Origin of the sequence: Streptomyces sp. NBC_00647, assembly GCF_045207245.1 — a bacterium.
GTDB lineage: Bacteria > Actinomycetota > Actinomycetes > Streptomycetales > Streptomycetaceae > Streptomyces.
Window position 1 is genome coordinate 10,253,666 of sequence record NZ_CP109040.1, and the last position, 17,262, is coordinate 10,270,927.

Sequence of the window (17,262 nt, forward strand, 5' to 3'; positions counted from 1 at the left end):
ATGACCACGATGGCCTCCGTCAGCGCGTGGTGTCGCGGAGGCAGAGGGCGGCGAGCCGTGGGAGTCGGCGGTGCATCTCACGGGCGTCGTCGAAGTCGAAGTCCTCACCCATGTCATTGCTGTCTCGTGCGGGACGCTCGCGCGAGGCCGTGTAGGTGGCCCACGCCTCGTAGAAGTCCTCTTCGTCGCCGGTGATGCGCCCGAATGCGCCGCTGGCCGCGTAGTTGGCTTCTTCGTCGAAGATCGCTTCGTCGCGGTGCGCCTGTGCGGCGGCGATCACTGACGGGTGCTCAGCGAGTCCGTCCGGAGCGGCTGCCGCCTTGTCGTACCAGTCGCGGCCCAGGGCGATGAGGCCGGCGCGGAAGTCCGTGAAGCTGTCGTCCGAGCAGCCTCCGCCGATGAGATAGGCGGCGGCCCACACGTCCCACCGGTACACAGCACCACTCGCCTCGTCGAAGCGCTCCTGGTAGCCCAGGATGTCTTGCTTGGTGCGGGTGGCCAGCTCGTCCACCAGAGCTTCGGCGAACGGCTTGTCCGCCGTGGTGGCAGAGCGAGCGGCTTCGATGGTGGTCCAGAACGCGGAGGTGTCCATGGCCGGGCACTTTGCCACCCCGGTAGGACAACAGCTCCTCGGAGCGGATCGCCACCGCCACCGTGACCACTGGGCCGTCCCCGATCCGAAGACACCGAAGTGCCCGTCCCACGTGCCCCTCCCATGCCCACCGAGCGGCGAACCACGAGAACACCGTCGATCACGGGAGCGGACAGAAGCGACCGACGGCGACCGTTCCCTATGGAGCCACGGAAGCCCGGCCGTGCGGGCAGGGCCGGCAGCTGTGCCTGCCAGTTCCCGGCCCGCCGGGCGGGGGCGTGTCGACTGCGGCGGGTCGCTCCACCGGGACCGGTACGGCCTGCGCGCCGACCGGGCACGGGCATCTCACGCGGCCCGAGCGCGGACCCGTACGAAGCCCCGAACCGCCCGGGCCAAGGCCTCACCGCATGGCGGCTACTCCGTCGGATCCTGCTCGATGCGCCGTGCCGCACGCTTGACCGCCTGCTCGACGTCGTACCGGCTTGCCCCGCTCTCGGCCGCGTGCGCGGTGATCGCGGCCTGCACCGCGGCAGACGCCTCGCGACACGCCTTCCACTGCGCGTCGTACTCCTCGCCGGCGAGTCCGGCCACGCGGGCGCGCTCCTGCTCGGCGATCCGCTCGAGGTTGATCAGTTCATCCGGGATGTCCACGGCCGGAGTGTAGGCCGGGCACGGGGGAGCACCCGGCCGGGCGCGCGGGCCGAGGACCGGGGGCTGGAGTGATGGTGAGGTGTCACGTACGTCCCGCTGCCTGCACCCGCCCCTTGCCCGGACACGAGCGGGGCCGCGTCGGATGACGGCCGCCGGCACCGTTCTGCGGCCGCGCGGCGTCGCCCGCGGCCGCACCCGCGGGGCCTGGCCGGCTGCCGGCTACTGGCCCGCCGCCCGCTGGGCGACCAGCTGGTCGAAGCGGCGCATCAGGGCGTGCTGTTCCGCGGAGAGCCGTTCGATGCGGTGCTGCAGCCGGGCCAGTTCCCCGCTCAGGCTCACAACTGTCGCGTCGGGGCCGGCGGTCCCGGCCGGCAGCGGCAGCGGGGGCGGGGCCGGCAGCGGCATCGGGTGCACCGACGCCATGTGCCCGTGTCCGGCCGGCCGGGGCGGCGCCAGGTCCGGGTCGTGCCGCAGGATCGCGTCCAGCCGCTCGCGCAGGGCGGCCCCCGGCTCCACACCCAGCTCACGCACCAGCCGCCGGCGCGCCTTGTCGTACACGCCCAGCGCCTCCGCCTGGCGTCCGCACCGGTACAGGGCCACCATCAGCAGGTCGTGGAACCGCTCCCGCATCGGGTGATCGGCCGTCAGTTCCTCCAGCTCGCCGATGATCTCGTCGTGCCGGGCCGCCCGCAGACATGCGTCGTAGAGCGTCTCCAGCACGGTGAGCCGCTGCTCCTCCAGCCGCGCCGCCTCGGCCGCGCAGATGCCGCCCCGGGCGCTGCCCTCCAGCGCGGGCCCCCGCCACAACGCCAGCGCGGCGCGCAGCAGTTCGGCCGCATGCCGCGGATCGGTGGCGGCGGCGGCCCGGCCCCGGGCGGCCAGTTCCCTGAACCGCTGCGCGTCGCTCGCACCCGGGCCCGGGCGCAGGAGATAGCCGGGCGGGCGCGTCACGAGCCACTCCCGCTGCCGCCCCACCACCCCCGCCCCCGCCCCCGCCCCCGGTCCGGGTTCCGGTTCGGGTCCGGGTTCGGGTACGAGCCGGCGCAGCCGGGCCACATGGGCCTGCAGCGCGTTCGCCGCGTTGGCGGGCGGACGGTGCCCCCACAGTTCGTCGATCAGCTGGCGGACGGGCACGACGTGCCCGGATCTGGCGACCAGCGCGCCCAGCAGGGCGCGTTGCTTGGTGCCCGCCGGAAGGATCCTCAGACCGGTTCGCTCGTCCTGGATCTCCACGGGACCGAGAATGCGGAACTGCATCTCTTCCTCGTATCTTCCTCGCGGCTGCCCAGACCGGCCCGGTGACGGCACGCCGCGCACGGTGCCCACTGCTCAGCCGGTACGGGCCGGCCGCCACCCGGCCGGACAGGCCTTCGCCGGCCGGACGCGGCCGGGCACGTCCCCGGCCCGCGCCTTTCGGCCTCTCACGCCGCGGCCGTCGCCGCCACCGCCGGACCGCCACCACGGCCACCGGCAGCACCGGCCCCGGCACCGGCAGCACCGGCCCCGGCACCGGCAGCACCGGCACGGGCGACGGTTGGGCCGGTCGAGGCGGTGGCGGGGGCGGGGGCGGGGGAGTGGGTGAAGGCGGGGGCGACCTCGGCGGCGAACAGCTCCATCGCGCGCACGGCGCGCCCGTAGGGCAGATGCCCCGGGTTGAACTGCAGGCTCAGACAGCTGCCGGAGCCGTACCAGGCACGGACCGTCTCGATCTGCGCGCGCACGTCGTCGGGCGTGCCGGCCAGAACCTGATGGCCGGCCAGCGCCCGGTCGAAGTCGTAACCGCCGTAGTCGTAGTCGTATTCGTGTGCCGTGGTGCCGGGGGCGCCGGGCACGGGGTGCCGCCCGTCCGCCCGGAAGGCCAGGCCCGTCAGCCGTGCGCGGTGGTCCTCGCCGGCCCGGGCGGCCGCCAGGGTCACCTCCCGGTCCGTGCCGAGATAACAGGTGTAGGCGATCTGGACGCGGCCCTCGCCCCGGTGGCCCGCGGCCCGCCGCGCCGCTCGGTAGGCCCCGGTCATCCTCTGCGCCTGCCGGCGGCCGCCCGGGACCGGGGAGAGCTGCAGATGATGGCCCCGGGCGCCCGCCCGGGCACACGACCCGGCGCTGTGCGCCGCGTCGACGAACACCGGCGGATGCGGGCGCTGGTAGGGCAGGGGGAAGCCGGTCACCGGGCCGAAGCGGTGCACGTCGCCCTCGAAGCGGACCTCCTCGCCGCTCCACAGGGCGATGCACGCCTCGGCGGTCTCCTCCACGGGGGCGGCGCCGTCCCCGCCCGGCACGCCGAACAGCCCGGACTGCGGACCGCCGTGAGCGAAACCGGCGTCGAGACGGCCGTGCGAGAGGTTGTCGAGCAGGGCCAGGCGCGCGGCGATCTGCACGGGGTGCGCGAACGGGGAGACGGCCGCGCCGGCCACCAGCCGGATGCGGCGGGTCTGCGCCGCCGCCGCCGTCAGGAACACCACCGGGTCGGGACTGTAGCCGCCGCACGCGGAGCCGTAGTGCTCGCCCGTCCGGACATGGGCGAAACCCAGTTCCTCGGCGAGCTCGACCAGCTGAAGACTCTCGTCGTAATAGGTGCTCGCGCTCTTCCGCGCCGGGTCGACGGCCGGGAAAAAGTTCACACCGAATTCCATGAGGGGCTCCGTCCCGTGATCCGTTTCCGGCCTGCCGGAAAAACCTGAAAAGACTCCTCGGTCACCGGACCATAGACGCAGCGGGACGGCCGCGGGACAAACACGAGCGTCTCTCGAGGAACCGTGTGCGCAGCCTCGAGGAAACCCTCCGGGCAACCCTGCGCACAGCCCCGCAGAAACCTCTCCCGAAGGGGTGGTCAGCCGCCGGCGGCGGACGTCCGTGACAGGGCCGTCAGTTCCGGAAATCCCACCTCGGTCCCGCGCCGGTGCCACGCGGCGAGCAGCCGCAGCGCACCGGCCGCGTCCGGCCCGCGGCCGGCCGCCTCCCCCGCACCGTCCGGGCCCCCGGACGGTGGCGTCCCTGTGGCACGGGCGGCCAGCTGCCGCAGCAGCTGCCGGGTCAGGGGATCCGCGTCCGTCGGCACGGCACGCTGCGCACGGCTGTCCATGGAAGGGAAGCTAATGACGCCCCGAATTTTCCGGAAGACCCTGCCGGACACCGTGTGGAAAGGGTCAGTGCGATGTCAGCGCCTTGTCAGGAACGGATGTGTGGAGAACTGCTCGAAGGCGTCTTGAGGATGACGCCGCGAAAGACTGAGAGAGGCTACGGTTCGTCTCGTCCCCGGCTTGTGAGGAAAAGACAGGAATTATCTGAGCGGCGCAAAATCGACGCCCAATTGGATACCGGTACGGAGGAGACCATGAAGATTCAGGTTCTGGGTCCGTTGAGTGCCGCCGTCAACGGGATGTCGATCGTTCCGACGGCGGGCAAGCCCCGGCAGATCCTCGCACTGCTCGCGCTCTACCCGGGACGGGTCGTGCCCGTACCCACGCTCATGGAGGAGATCTGGGGAACCGAACTGCCGCAGAGCGCGCTCACCACCCTGCAGACCTACATCCTCCAGCTGCGCCGCAGGCTGGGCACCGCCATGGGACCCGGCGCACCCGGCGCCGCCAAGGACGTGCTGGCCACCCGGCACGGCGGCTACCTGCTGCAGATACCCTCCGAAGCCGTCGACGTACGCGAGTACGAGCGGCTGGTGACCCAGGGACAGCAGGCCGTGGACGAGGACGAACAGGCGGCCGCCGCCTACCGGGCGGCCCTGGACCTGTGGCAGGGCCCCGCACTGGTCGACGTACGCGTCGGCCCCATCCTGTCCATCGAGGTCATGCGGCTGGAGGAGAGCCGTCTGGTCACCCGTGAACGCCGCATCGACGCCGACCTGCGCCTGGGCCGGCACGTCGAGGTCATCGCCGAACTCACCGACCTGATAGCCCGTCACCCGCAGCACGAGGGACTGCACTCCCAGGCCATGGTCGCGCTCTACCGCTCCGGCCGGCAGGCCGCCGCACTCGGCGTCTACCACCGGCTGCGCGGCCGGCTCATCGAGGAGCTCGGCGTCGAACCCGCACCGCAGCTGCAGCGCCTGCACCACGCGATGCTCGCCGTCGACCCCAAGCTCGACATCCTGCGCGGGCCGCGCCGCTCCTCCACGTTCGACCTGTACGCCGCCTGACCCGACGTCCGGTTCAAGCCGTTCTCCAGAGGGGTCGGCGAGGCTCGGGCCATGGACGTAAGGCTGTACTGCTTCGCGCACGCCGGCGCCGGGGTGTCGAGCTTCGGCCGCTGGCAGCAACTCTGCGGCCCCGGCATCGACGTCGTCCCGCTGCTGCTGCCGGGGCGCGGCAGACGCCGCCGCGAACCCCGGGCGACCGACCGCGACGGGCTGCTGGGAGATCTGCTCGGCCCGCTCGCCGACGCCGCCGACCAGGGCCCGTACGCGCTCTACGGGCACAGCCTCGGCGGCATGGTCGCCTACACCCTCACCCGTGCCCTGCTCGACGCCGGCCTGCCCGCACCCGCCCTGCTGGCCGTCGGCGCCTGCCCCGCCCCCCACCTCGCCGCCGCCCGCACCACCGGGCCCGGCCAGACCACCGACGGGGACCTGCTGAGTCTGCTCGGCGCGCTGGACAGTGCCCCCGACACACCGCTCACCGGGCCGGGCAGCGTCTGGCACCGCACCGTCCTGCCCGTGCTGCGCGACGACCTCGAACTGGCCCGCGCGCTGCGCGCCGCCGCCGTCGACGACGGGGCAGGCCCCCTGCCGGTGCCCGTGCTCGCCGTCGGCGGGCGCGTCGACCCCGTGGCCGGCCCCGCCGCCCTGGACGGCTGGCGGCAGTGGACCAGCGGCCGCCTCGTGCGCCGCACACTGCCGGGCGACCACTTCTTCGTACGCGGCCCCGAACTGCCCCGCCTCATCGGGCGCGCCTGCCGCGTGGCACACCGCATCGCACCCGCACCGACACCCGTGCCTGCACCGACACTCACACCCGCACCCGTGCCTGCACCGACACCCGGACCCGCACCCGCACCCGCACTCTCACCGGGACTCCGGCCGGCCGTGGGACACCGGTGAGGGCGCCGGCGACACGGCTCGCCCCCGCCGCCCGGCCCCGGCCGTCCGGCCGTCCCGGGCCGCCCAACTGCCCCCCGTCCACCGCCCGCTGACCCGCCCGCACAACCGAACGGAGAGATCATGAACCGCCTTGAGCTCAGCGACCTGAAGACCCTGCTGCGCGAGTGCGCCGGCGAGGAGGAGGGCGTCGACCTGGACGGCGACGTCATCGACGTCCCGTTCATGGAACTCGGCTACGACTCGCTGGCCATCCTGCAGACCGCCGGCCAGATCGAGCGGGACCACGGCATAACCCTGGACGAGGACGCACTGGAGGAGGCCGACACACCACGCGCCTTCCTCGCCCTCGTCAACGGCGCACTGTCCGCTCCCCGGGCCGTCGCCTGAACCACGACCGGGCAGGCCGGGCAGGCCCTGGAAGGCCGGGTGCGGATGACCGGGCCGGGTGACCTGCCCGGCCGGCCCGGGCACAACGCCCGCGCACAGCAACCCCGTTCGGGCCGCGCCCATGTCCGCGCCGGGGCCCGCGCCCCTGCGGCCCGCGCCTGAGCCCGCAGCGCCTGAGCAGTGCCCGAGCCCGTGTCCGTCCGCGGCGCCGGACCGGGGCTCGGTCCGGCGCTGTGCGGCACCTCCGCGCCCGCCGCCGCTGTCGCTGCCCTCAGCCCTCGGCGCGGGAACGCCAGTGGATGTCCAGCTCCCGGACCAGGGCCAGTTCCAGCGACGTCAGCGGCACATCCGGGCGCAGCCGCTCGGGGTGGCCCTGGGGCGGCCGCGCCAGCGGCACCTTCGGGGCGCGGGCCCGGTGCATCTCACCCAGCACGTGGTGCAGTCCCGCGGCGGCAAGTGCGGGCCACACCCGCCGCAGCAGACGGGACGGCCATCGGCGGCGCTCGCTCATCTGGCTCTCCCCATTTCTTCCCGGTGGACCGGTCGTGGCCGCAACGCTCTTAGGAAACGGTCGACAACCGCTCGAGAGCCGCTCGCGCGGCGGGTTCGGCCGCTGTCCACCACGCCGCGAGGCGGACTTGGCAGGCTCACCGGACCGAGAACTCGTGTGAGGAGACCGGCGTGCACCCCAGCCCCTCAGTCCGCACCCCGGTGACCGTGCCCGCTCCGGCCGGCCGCGTCACCGAGATCGCGATAGGCGTGCACGCCTATCTCCAGCCGCCCGGCGGCTGGTGCCTGAACAACGCGGGCATCCTCGTCTCCGGCGGCCACAGCGCCCTCGTCGACACCGCCGCGACCGAGACCAGGGCCCGCAGCCTGCGGGCCGCCGCACTGGAACTGAACCCGGCGCCGCCGCGCACCGTGGTCACCACGCACTTCCACGGCGACCACGCCTTCGGCAACTTCGTCTTCCCCGAGGCCCTGGTGATCGGCCACGAGCGCACCCGCACGGAGATGACCGCGGCCGGACTGCACCTGAAAAGCCTGTGGCCGCACGTGCGGTGGGGCGACATCGAACTCGCGCCGCCCACCGTGACCTACCGCGACCGCCTCACCCTCCACGTCGGTGAGATCCGCGCCGAACTGGAGCACGTCGGGCCCGCCCACACCTCCAACGACACAGTGGTCTGGCTGCCCGAACAGAAGGTCCTGTTCACCGGCGACCTCGCCATGAACGGAGTGACCCCCTTCTTCCTGATGGGCTCCCTCGCCGGATCCCTGGCCGCGATCGAGCGGCTGCGCGCGTACGGCGCCACCACCGTCGTACCCGGTCACGGAGCGGTGTGCGGACCCGAGGTGTTCGACGCCGTCGAGGGCTACCTGCTCCTGGTGCGCCGGCTCGCGCAGGAAGGCGTACGGGCCGGCCGGACCCCGCTTGAGACGGCACGCGGCGCAGACCTGGGACGCTACGCACGCCTCCTGGACCCGGAGCGGCTGTCCGCCAACCTCAGCCGCGCCTACGCCGAACTCCAGGGCCTGCCCGCCGACGCGCCGCTGCCCCTGCCCCAGAAGCACGCCGCACTCGATGAGATGACCGAGTTCAACGGCGGCCCACTCTGCTGCCTGGCCTGACCGGACGCACCCCGGCCCGGAACCCGGCCCTGACTCCGGGCCGCCCCGAACCGCTCTGAGGGCCGGCTCGAGCGTCGCCCCTGCGGGCCGCCCCGAGCGGCCCTGCGCAGACACCGCACACCACCACGCCCGCGCCGCACATGTCCGTGCGCACCGCACGCCACCACGCCCGTGCGCACCGCACACCACCATGTCCGCGCCGCGCATGTCCGCGCGCCCAGGCATGTCTGCTACGACGAAGTCGGCGTCCCCGGTGAAGTCGGCGTCCCCGGCGCGGGCGTTCGCCGCCTGCCCCGCCCATCACCCCGCCCATCACCGCGCCCGGCATGGCCCGGCGCGGCCCGGCGCGGTGTGGGCCGTATCCGGTGCGCGGGCGCTGCCGCACCCGGGTGCGCGTGCCGCCGTATCCGCGCGGACCAAGGCGGCGAACTCGGAAGCGTACGGGGCCAGTTCGCCGCGCGTGTACGGGCTGAGTTCACGACGCCGCGCCCGGTCGCGCGCCGTGCCGGGGCGCGGTCGGCTGTGCCGGTTCTCCTCGTGTTCTGCGGCCGCGGTCGAGCGGGTTTCGAACATCTCTCGAGTTCCGGCCCTGAGCGTGGGCGTACCCACCACCACGCCAAGCCGGCCCGTCGACGCGCCGGAGCCGACCCGTCGCAGAGGGGGCCGCACACCGTGCCGCACTTCACGTGCCCGCAACTGCCACTGGACGGACTCCTGCGCCGCGCCGCCGCACGCGCCCCGCACGCGCCCGCCCTCACGACCGGACGCGGGACGGTCACCTTCGGGCAGCTCGACGCCCACGCCGACCGGATCGCCCGGTTCCTCGCCGCCCGCACGGCGGGCCGCGGCCCGGTCGTGGTCGGTGTGGCCGCCGGCCTCGACGCGCTCTTCCCCGCCGCCCTCTACGGCACCAGCCGCAGCGGCAACACCGTCGCCCTGATCAATCCACTGGCCGACGAGAGCACCCTGCACCACCTGTGCACCGCCGCCGGCATCGAGATCGCCCTGGTCCCGGCCGCCGTCGCCGAGCCGCTGGCCAGGATCCGCGGCCGGCTGCCCCTGCTGCACACCGTCCTGGTCACCGACGCCGACGCCGGCGGGGCCGTCCCCGAGGGCGCCCTCGCGCTGCACACCGTCCTGGACACCGTGCCCGGCGAGCCCTACACGCCGCCGGCCGCCCCGGACCTGTCCGCGGTGGTCTGCCTGCAGTTCACCACCGGGACCACCGGGCGCCCCAGGGGAGTGCGGCTCACCCACCGCAACCTTGTCGCCAACGCCGCCCAGACCGCCCTGGCCCAGGGGCTCGGGCCCGCCTCGGTCACCCTCAACCACCTGCCGCTGTTCCACCTGATGCATCTCAACTCCGCGGTGTACGCGGGGGCTCGGCAGGTCCTGTGCCACGACCCGGACCCGGTGGCCTCGCTCGCGCTGGCCGCCCGGGCGGGTGCCACCCACTACTACGGGCTGCCCGCCCGGCTGCACCGGCTCGCCGCCGATCCGCGGCTGGACACGGCCCGGGAGGGAATCCCGGCCGGCCCGCGGCTGACCGCGCTCATGTCCGGCGGCACCGCGCTGGCCCCCGAGGCCGCCCGCCGCCTGCACCATGTGCTCGGCGTCCCCGTGATCCAGGGCTACGGCCTGGCCGAACTCTCCCCGCTGTCCCATATGCAGCGCCCCCACGACCCCGTGCTGCCCGGCGCGGTCGGCCCGCCCCTGCCCGGCACCCAGTGCCGTGTCGTGGACCTCCGCTCACGTGCCGGGGTCCCGGCCGGGACCCCGGGGGAAGTGCAGGTGCGCGGACCCCAGGTGATGGCCGGCTACCTGGACGACGGCGGACCGTCCCCGATCGACGCGCAGGGCTGGCTGTCCACCGGTGACGTCGGCCTGCTCGACGAGGACGGCCGCCTCTTCCTCGTGGACCGGATCGACGACGTCTTCACCTGCGACGGCCACCTCGTCTCACCCACCGGCGTCGAACGCGTCATCGCCGCGGACCCCAGGGTCGCCGACTGCGCCGTCGTGGCCTGGCCGGACGCGGAGCACGGCGCCGTGGCGTGGGCGGGCATCGTCCTGTGCGGCCCGCCCGGAGCCGCCCGGCACACCGCGCGCACGCTGGAGGCGATCGTCCGGGACGCCAATGGGCGGCTGGCCCCCGGCGAGCGGATCCACCGGGCCCAGGCACTGGACGCCGTGCCCCGCACCCGTACCGGAAAACCCGAACGGCAGGCGCTGCGGGAGTCCGTGCGCGCCCGCGCCGCCGCCGAAGCCGGCGCCTGAACGGTGCCCTGATATCCCGCCCGACACCCGGGCCGCCCGTCCGACAGGAGACCCCTCATGGCGACCTCTGTGCACAAGCCGCCCCCCGGTTCCGACGTGCTGGTCGTCGGGGCCGGGCCGGTCGGTCTGACCGCCGCCCACGAACTGGCCCGCAGGGGCCTGCGGGTGCGGGTCGTCGACGCCGCACCCGGACCCGCCCGCACCAGCCGCGCCGTCGCCGTCCACCCGCGCACCCTGGAGACCTTCGACCAGATGGGAACGGTCCAGGGCATGCTCCGCCACGGCCGCCGCAACCGGGCCTTCACCATGTACGCCACCGGCCGGCGCCTGGTCCGTCTCGAGGCCGACTACGCCTCGATGCCCACCCGTTACCCCTACACCCTCATCATCGAGCAGACCCGCACCGAGGGCGTGCTGCGCGCCGCCCTCGCCCGGCTCGGCGTGCGGGTCGAATGGGGCGTGCGCCTGGCAGGGTTCGAGCAGGACGCGACCGGCGTACGGGCACGGCTGGTCCACACCGACAGCACCCGCGACAGCACCCGCACCCTCACCCGCGACAGCACCCTCACCCGCGACAGCACCGGCGCCGCGGAGCACGAGGAACGCGAGGGGCGGCCAGCGCGGGAAGAGCCCCGGGAACGCGAGGGGCCCCAGGGGCGGGAAGAGCGCGAAGAGCCCCGGGGGCGGGGGGAGTCGGGGGATTCGGGGGAGTGGGAGGAAGTCTGCGCGGTGCCCTGGCTGGTGGGCTGCGACGGCGGCCACAGCACCGTCCGCAAGACCCTCGGCCTGCCGCTGGTCGGCGAGAGCCGCGACACCTGGATGCTCGCCGACGCCCCCGTCCGCATGGACCTGGCGCCCGACACCATCTACTGGGTCCACACCGGCGGCCAGGCCCTGATGATGGTCCCCTACGCCCGCGAGGGCCACTGGCGCCTGCTCGACACGGCCCCCCGCAGCCATGACGGGAGGGGGAGCGCCGAACGGTTCAGCGCCAGGCTCTCCCGCGGCCTGGGCACCGGTGTCCAGGTCGGCGAGCCCGAGTGGACGTCCGTGTTCACCTTCCAGCAGCGGATGGTCCCGCGGATGCACGAGGGCCGCGTGTTCGTCGCGGGCGACGCCGCCCATGTGCACAGCCCGGCGTCCGGGCAGGGCATGAACACCGGCATCCAGGAGGCGTACAACCTCGCCTGGAAACTCGCCGCCGTCCACCACGGGCACGCGCGGCGCCCGCTGCTCGAGTCCTACGGCCAGGAACGGGTCCCGGTCGGGCGGGCGCTGCTGGACTCGACGCGCACCGCCACCTGGCTGGTCCAGTTCAAGAACGCCCTGGCCGCCATCGCGCTGCCGCTGGTCTTCGCGGTCGTGCGCAACGTGCCGTGGCTGCGCCGCGCCATCCAGCGCAAGGTGCTGGGCGGCATGTCGGGGCTGCGCCTGCACTACGCCGGATCGCCCCTGACCACACCCGCCGCCATCCCCCGCACCCGCCGTCCGCGCGGCCGGCCGGGGCCCGGGCCCGCGCCGGGCGAACGCGCCTCCGCAGCGGCCACCGCAGGCGACGCGCTGGTCCGTGAACTGCGCGACGTGCGCTGGTCCCTGCTCCTGGCCCACGACCACGACGACAGCAGCAGCGGCGGCGGCATCGGCGGGAGGGGGAGTGGCAGCGGGAGCGGGAGTGGCAGCGGGAGCGGGAGTGTTGCGCTGCGTACGGCCCGTGAGGCGGAGAGCCGGTACGGGGCCTGGCTGTCCGTGCGCCGCGTCGGCGGCCGGAGAGGACAGGGAGTGCTGCCCGACCCGGACGGAGCCCTGCGTGCCGCCCTGGGGCTGGCGGCCGAGGGGTCCTGGGTGCTGGTGCGGCCCGACGGCTACCTCGCCGCACGCGGCGAGACGCTGACCCCCGCCGTGCTGGAGCGGGCGCTCGCCCCGGTCCACCCCGTCGCCGCCCGGGATGCAGCGCCTCTCGAGCGGCCCTCCGGCAGCCGTCGAGCCGTTCAGGACACGGTCGAGACGAACAGCCCAGCAGGCGCCACGGAAATGGAGAGAACACGATGACGTCATCCCCGCCCGCCCCCTCGCCCGCCCAGCCGGCCGCCCTGGTCACCGGCGCGACGAGCGGCATCGGGCTGGCCGTCGCCCGCGACCTGGGCCGCCGCGGCCACCGTGTCTTCATCTGCGCGCGCAACCCCGAGCAGGTCAAACAGGTCGTCGAGGACCTGCGCGAGGAGGGCCTGGACGTCGACGGCACCGCCGCCGACGTCCGCTCCGCCCCGTCCGTCGCCGCGCTCGTGCGGGCCGCGGTCGACGCCTTCGGCCCGATCGGCGTCCTGGTCAACAACGCCGGGCGCAGCGGCGGCGGCCCGACCGCCGACCTCTCCGACGAGCTCTGGTACGACGTCATCGACACCAACCTCAACAGCGTCTTCCTGCTCACCCGCGAGGTCCTCAAGAACGGCGGCCTGGCCGGCACCCGAGGCGGCCGCATCATCAACATCGCCTCCACCGCCGGCAAGCAGGGTGTCGTGCTCGGCGCCCCCTACTCCGCCTCCAAGCACGGCGTCGTCGGCTTCACCAAGGCGCTCGGCAAGGAACTCGCCCCCACCGGCGTGACCGTCAACGCGGTCTGCCCCGGCTACGTCGAGACACCCATGGCCCAGCGGGTCCGCCAGGGCTACGCCGGCGCCTGGAACACCACCGAGGAACAGGTCCTGGAGCAGTTCGAGGCGAAGATCCCGCTCGGCCGCTACTCCACCCCCGAGGAGGTCGCCGGCCTCGTCGGCTACCTGACCACCGAGCACGCCGCGTCCATCACCGCCCAGGCCCTCAACGTCTGCGGCGGTCTGGGCAACTTCTGAGATCCGCCCGCCCCGAACCGTCCGTGTGATCCCCAGAGCGAGGAGTGGGACATGTCCGCCGAGCGAGTGCACCGCACCACGCACCAGGTGATCGTCGCCGCGCCGGCGGGCGTGGCGTACGGGCTGATCTCCGACGCCCCCCGGTGGCCGCTGTTCCTGCCGCCCACCGTGCACGTCGAGCAGCTCGACTTCGACGGTGACCACGAGCGGCTGCGCATGTGGGCCACCGCCAACGGCCACCTCACGTCCTGGACCTCACGCCGCACCCTGGACCCGCAGCGGCGGCGGATCACGTTCTGCCAGGAACTGCCCGCCGCCCCCCTGCGCTCCATGACCGGCACCTGGACGGTCGAGGCGCTCGGCGCCGACCGTTCCCGGCTGACCCTGCAGCACGACTTCACGGTCACCGGCGGCCACCGTGAGGACGTGGCCTGGGTGCGGCGGGCCACCGACACCAACACCCGTACACAGCTGGAGAGCCTGCGCGCTCTCGCCGAGCGCTGGGGCCGCCTGGACGACCTGGTCCTGTCCTTCGAGGACACACTCCGGGTGCCCGGACCGGCCGAACTGGTCTACGACTTCCTCTACCGGATCGGCGACTGGCCCGAGGTGCTCCCGCACGTCACCCGCCTGGACTTCACCGAGGACGAACCCGGCATCCAGTCCCTGTCCATGGACACCCGCACCCCCGACGGCCGCACGCACACCACCCGGTCCGTGCGGGTCTGCTTCCCGCACGCCGGACGCATCGTCTACAAGCAGACCGCCACCGCACCGCTGATCGCCGCACACACCGGCGAATGGTCCGTCGTCCCCGACGAGAAGGGCGTCACGCTCATCGCGCAGCACCATGTCGTGCTGCGCGAGGAGGACATCACCACGGTGCTGGGCGAGCACGCGGACCTGGCCGGGGCCCGCCGCCATCTGCGTCAGGTCCTGGGCCGCACCAGCACAGCGGTCCTCGACCTGGCCGGCCGGCACGCCCGCAGCGCGGTCACGCTCCTGTGAGGGCCGCCCCCGGCCCCCCGGCCGCCCCCGCCGCACACACCGCCGCCGCCGCCGCCGGCGTCGGCGCCGGTGCCGGTGCAGGTGCAGGTGCCGGTGTGGCAGGGTCCGACGGCGCCGAGCGGGCCGCGCGGATCGAGGAACTCCTCGGCGATCCGGCCGACCCGCGCAACCCGCACGGCCACCGCGCGCTCCTGGACGCCGACGAACAGCGCCGCACCCCGCAGGACACCGAGGCACTGCTCACCGACGCCGGCCTCGCCGCCGAGTTCGTCCCCCACCAACTCGGCGGCCGCCTCGCCCGCCCCGACACCCTGGCCCGCGTGCTGCGCCCGCTCTTCCGCCGCGACGTCGCCCTCGGCTTCGGCTACGGCATCACCGCCCTGTTCGGCGCGGCCGCCGTCTGGGCCGCGGGCAGCCGGCAACAGCGCGAGCGCACCGCCCGCCACCTGCTCCACGGCGACGACGACGGCGGCGGCCGGGTCACGATCCTGCACCACGAACTGACCCACGCCAACGCCATCCTGCGCGACGAGTTCACCGCACACCCCGCCCCGGGCGGCGGCTTCGTCCTCGACGGACGCAAGGACGTCATCATCAACGCCGACCGGGCCCGCGCGTTCGTCATGTACGCCCGCACGAGCGCCGCGCCCGGCCCGCACAGCCACTCCGTACTGCTCCTCGATCCCGACCGGCTCCCGCCCGCCCGGCTGCGCCGCCTGCCGCGCGTGGCCACCCCCGGCATGCGCGGCAACCGCTTCACGGGACTGGAGTTCACCCACTGCCCCGTCCCCGCCGACGCCCTCGTCGCCGCCACCGGCGACGGACTCCCGCTCGCCCTGCGCACCTTCATGGTCAACCGCTGCCTGATCCCCGCCGCCCTCGTCGCCGGCGTCGACAGCGCCCTGCGGCTCGCGGTGAAGGCCGCGACCACCGGCCGCACCACCGGGCAGCCGGCCCGCCGTCACCAACCGGTCCTCGCCGGCGTCTTCGCCGACCTGCTGGCCTGCGACGCCATGGCCGTCACCGCCCTGCGCACCCTGAGCCTGCTGCCCGACAGCGCCCACCTGGCGGCCGCCGCCGTCAAACTCGCCACCCAGGACGTGCTGCGCGAGAACCTGGACGAACTGGCCACCGTCCTGGGCGCACACGGCTACGACCGCGGCCCCCTGTACGGCGGCTTCCAAAAACTCGGACGCGACCTGCCCGTCGCCGGACTCGGCCACGCCGGCAGCGCCGCCTGCCAGGCCGTCCTGGTGCCACGGCTGCGCGCCCTCGCCCGCACCTCGTGGTTCCGTACCCCCGAACCCGCCCCCGCCCTGTACCTGCCCACCGCCGCCGTCCCCGACCTGGACTACCGCAGGCTGTCCCTGACGGGCGGCGACGACGTCCTGACCGCCACCCTCCTCGGCGCCGCCCACCGGCTCGGCCCGCAGCGCACCGCCGGCCCGCAGCGGGCGGCACTGGCCGACCTCGCGGACACCTTCGTCCAGGAGATGCGCACCCTGCGCGAGCAGTGCGGCCACCTCCCCGAAGCCGTCCACGACACCCTCGCCGACCCGCGGGCCTGCACCCTCCTGGACCGCTACGTCCTGGTCCTCGCCGCCGCCGCCTGCCTGGGCGTGTGGGAGGGCCACCACCACACCGGCACCTTCCTCGCCCAGCCGGCCTGGGCGGTGCTGGCCCTGTCCCGGATAGGACGCCGGCTCGGCCTCCCGGTCCCCGAACCGCCCCACGGCGTCGTGCAGTCCCTCCTGGAGGAAGCACTCCTGCGGTTCGCCCACGGCCGCAGCTTCGACGTGTACGACACACCCCTCGCAGGCTAGGAGACAGCCGCCATGCACCGGACGGCGACCGGCGAGCCCCTGCCCGCCGACTCGGACCGGCCCGCGGCCGGCGAACCCCTCCAGACCACGCACCGGCCCCGGCCCGCGGCCGGCGAGCCCCTCCAGGCCACGGACCGGCCACGGCCCGCGAGGGGCGAGCCGATCCACGTCCTGCCCGCCGGACCCTGGCGGCCCGTCCGCGACCACCTGAGCGCCCACGGCCACGCCGTCGTCCACACCACCTGGGGCGAATGGCTGCCCGCCGCGCTCACCCGGCCCCACCTGCGCCGGCTCCTCGGACGGCGGGACTGGGCCCGCTGCCGGCGCATCACCGACCCGGCGGTCCGCTACCGGTTCGTCGCCTCCCGCCTGCTGATGAAATACACGGCGGCGGCCGCACTGGCCACCGCACCCGAGGGCCTGGACGTCTCCTACCGGCTCGGCGGACGCCCCTACCTGCGCGGCTTCGACCAGCTCGACCTCAGCCTGACCCACACCGGCGACCTGATGGCCCTCGGACTCAGCAGAGACGGCCGGATCGGCGTCGACGCCGAGCCCGCCGACCGCAAAATGCGCCCCGACCTGCTGCAGGCCCAAATGTGCACCCCCACCGAGGCAGCCGAACTGGCCCGGCTCGCCGAGGACGAACAAAGCGAACAGACCCTGCGCCTGTGGACCCTCAAAGAGGCCTACACCAAGGCGCTGGGCCAGGGCATGCGGCTGCGCTTCACCGAGTTCGGCTTCGGCCTGCACACCGGCCGCCTGCTCGCCCCGGACGGCACACCCGCCGCCCGCACCGAATGGACCTTCTCCACCCACCGCATCCTGGACCGCTACCTGCTCAGCACCGCCCGCCACGACGCGGGCCTGGACACCGCCCCCGACACCTCGGCACGCACCATGCTCGACCCCGGCTTCGCGGCGGTCATGACGCACTCCCTCCCACCGCCGCACGACCCCCGCGCCCCCCGCCGCCCCGGGTGAGCGAGCACCGGC

16 protein-coding genes are annotated in these 17,262 nt (G+C 74.5%); 10 read left to right on the forward strand and 6 right to left on the reverse strand.

The genetic code is table 11. The features are described 5' to 3' along the window. Positions 1-19: 19 nt before the first annotated feature. The 5 genes from OG788_RS45000 to OG788_RS45020 form a co-directional block, all read right to left on the reverse strand. On the reverse strand, positions 20-592 hold the full coding sequence (locus OG788_RS45000) for a DUF4240 domain-containing protein (protein WP_406368713.1): 573 nt from the start codon (positions 590-592) through the stop codon (positions 20-22). 414 nt (positions 593-1,006) lie between these two features. Next, positions 1,007-1,243, reverse strand: a complete 237-nt coding sequence (locus OG788_RS45005) for a hypothetical protein (protein ID WP_351543803.1) — start codon at positions 1,241-1,243, stop codon at positions 1,007-1,009. Between the two features lie 219 nt (positions 1,244-1,462). After that, complete coding sequence (locus tag OG788_RS45010) at positions 1,463-2,500, reverse strand: BTAD domain-containing putative transcriptional regulator (RefSeq protein WP_406368711.1); 1,038 nt, start codon at positions 2,498-2,500, stop codon at positions 1,463-1,465. 164 nt (positions 2,501-2,664) lie between these two features. Beyond that, positions 2,665-3,873, reverse strand: a complete 1,209-nt coding sequence (locus tag OG788_RS45015) for an LLM class flavin-dependent oxidoreductase (protein WP_406368709.1) — start codon at positions 3,871-3,873, stop codon at positions 2,665-2,667. A 197-nt stretch (positions 3,874-4,070) separates the two neighbouring features. Next, entirely contained in the window at positions 4,071-4,322 is a 252-nt protein-coding gene (locus OG788_RS45020) for a hypothetical protein (RefSeq protein WP_406368708.1), read from the reverse strand. Positions 4,323-4,574: 252 nt separating this feature from the next. Here OG788_RS45020 and OG788_RS45025 point away from each other — a divergent pair, with 252 nt between their 5' ends. From OG788_RS45025 to OG788_RS45035, 3 genes are all read left to right on the forward strand, one after another. Next, a complete protein-coding gene (locus OG788_RS45025) occupies positions 4,575-5,390 on the forward strand; it encodes a BTAD domain-containing putative transcriptional regulator (protein ID WP_406368706.1) in 816 nt (271 codons plus the stop codon). Between the two features lie 51 nt (positions 5,391-5,441). Continuing rightward, entirely contained in the window at positions 5,442-6,290 is an 849-nt protein-coding gene (locus tag OG788_RS45030; RefSeq protein WP_406368705.1) for a thioesterase II family protein, read from the forward strand. A gap of 120 nt (positions 6,291-6,410) precedes the next feature. After that, positions 6,411-6,677: an acyl carrier protein gene (locus OG788_RS45035; RefSeq protein WP_356758536.1), complete on the forward strand. Its 267-nt coding sequence runs from the start codon at positions 6,411-6,413 to the stop codon at positions 6,675-6,677. Between the two features lie 271 nt (positions 6,678-6,948). Here OG788_RS45035 and OG788_RS45040 read toward each other — a convergent pair whose 3' ends face one another. Beyond that, on the reverse strand, positions 6,949-7,188 hold the full coding sequence (locus OG788_RS45040) for a DUF6059 family protein (protein WP_406368703.1): 240 nt from the start codon (positions 7,186-7,188) through the stop codon (positions 6,949-6,951). A 170-nt stretch (positions 7,189-7,358) separates the two neighbouring features. Here OG788_RS45040 and OG788_RS45045 point away from each other — a divergent pair, with 170 nt between their 5' ends. The 7 genes from OG788_RS45045 to OG788_RS45075 all read left to right on the forward strand — a co-directional run bounded on the left by OG788_RS45045 (position 7,359) and on the right by OG788_RS45075 (position 17,250). Continuing rightward, positions 7,359-8,309, forward strand: coding sequence for an MBL fold metallo-hydrolase (locus OG788_RS45045; RefSeq protein WP_406368701.1), 951 nt, complete (start codon positions 7,359-7,361; stop codon positions 8,307-8,309). Positions 8,310-8,981: 672 nt separating this feature from the next. Continuing rightward, entirely contained in the window at positions 8,982-10,586 is a 1,605-nt protein-coding gene (locus tag OG788_RS45050) for a class I adenylate-forming enzyme family protein (protein WP_406376627.1), read from the forward strand. Positions 10,587-10,643: 57 nt separating this feature from the next. Next, a complete protein-coding gene (locus tag OG788_RS45055; RefSeq protein WP_406368696.1) occupies positions 10,644-12,635 on the forward strand; it encodes an FAD-dependent oxidoreductase in 1,992 nt (663 codons plus the stop codon). After that, positions 12,632-13,435: a 3-oxoacyl-ACP reductase FabG gene (gene fabG, locus OG788_RS45060; protein ID WP_266766282.1), complete on the forward strand. Its 804-nt coding sequence runs from the start codon at positions 12,632-12,634 to the stop codon at positions 13,433-13,435. The genes OG788_RS45055 and fabG overlap by 4 nt, the downstream gene beginning before the upstream one ends. Positions 13,436-13,486: 51 nt before the next feature. Then, positions 13,487-14,443 (forward strand): aromatase/cyclase, encoded by a 957-nt coding sequence (locus OG788_RS45065; RefSeq protein ID WP_406368694.1) that lies wholly within the window; start codon positions 13,487-13,489, stop codon positions 14,441-14,443. Positions 14,444-14,538: 95 nt separating this feature from the next. Further along, a complete protein-coding gene (locus tag OG788_RS45070; RefSeq protein WP_406368692.1) occupies positions 14,539-16,266 on the forward strand; it encodes an acyl-CoA dehydrogenase in 1,728 nt (575 codons plus the stop codon). A gap of 12 nt (positions 16,267-16,278) precedes the next feature. After that, entirely contained in the window at positions 16,279-17,250 is a 972-nt protein-coding gene (locus tag OG788_RS45075) for a 4'-phosphopantetheinyl transferase family protein (protein WP_406368691.1), read from the forward strand. Positions 17,251-17,262: the final 12 nt, after the last annotated feature.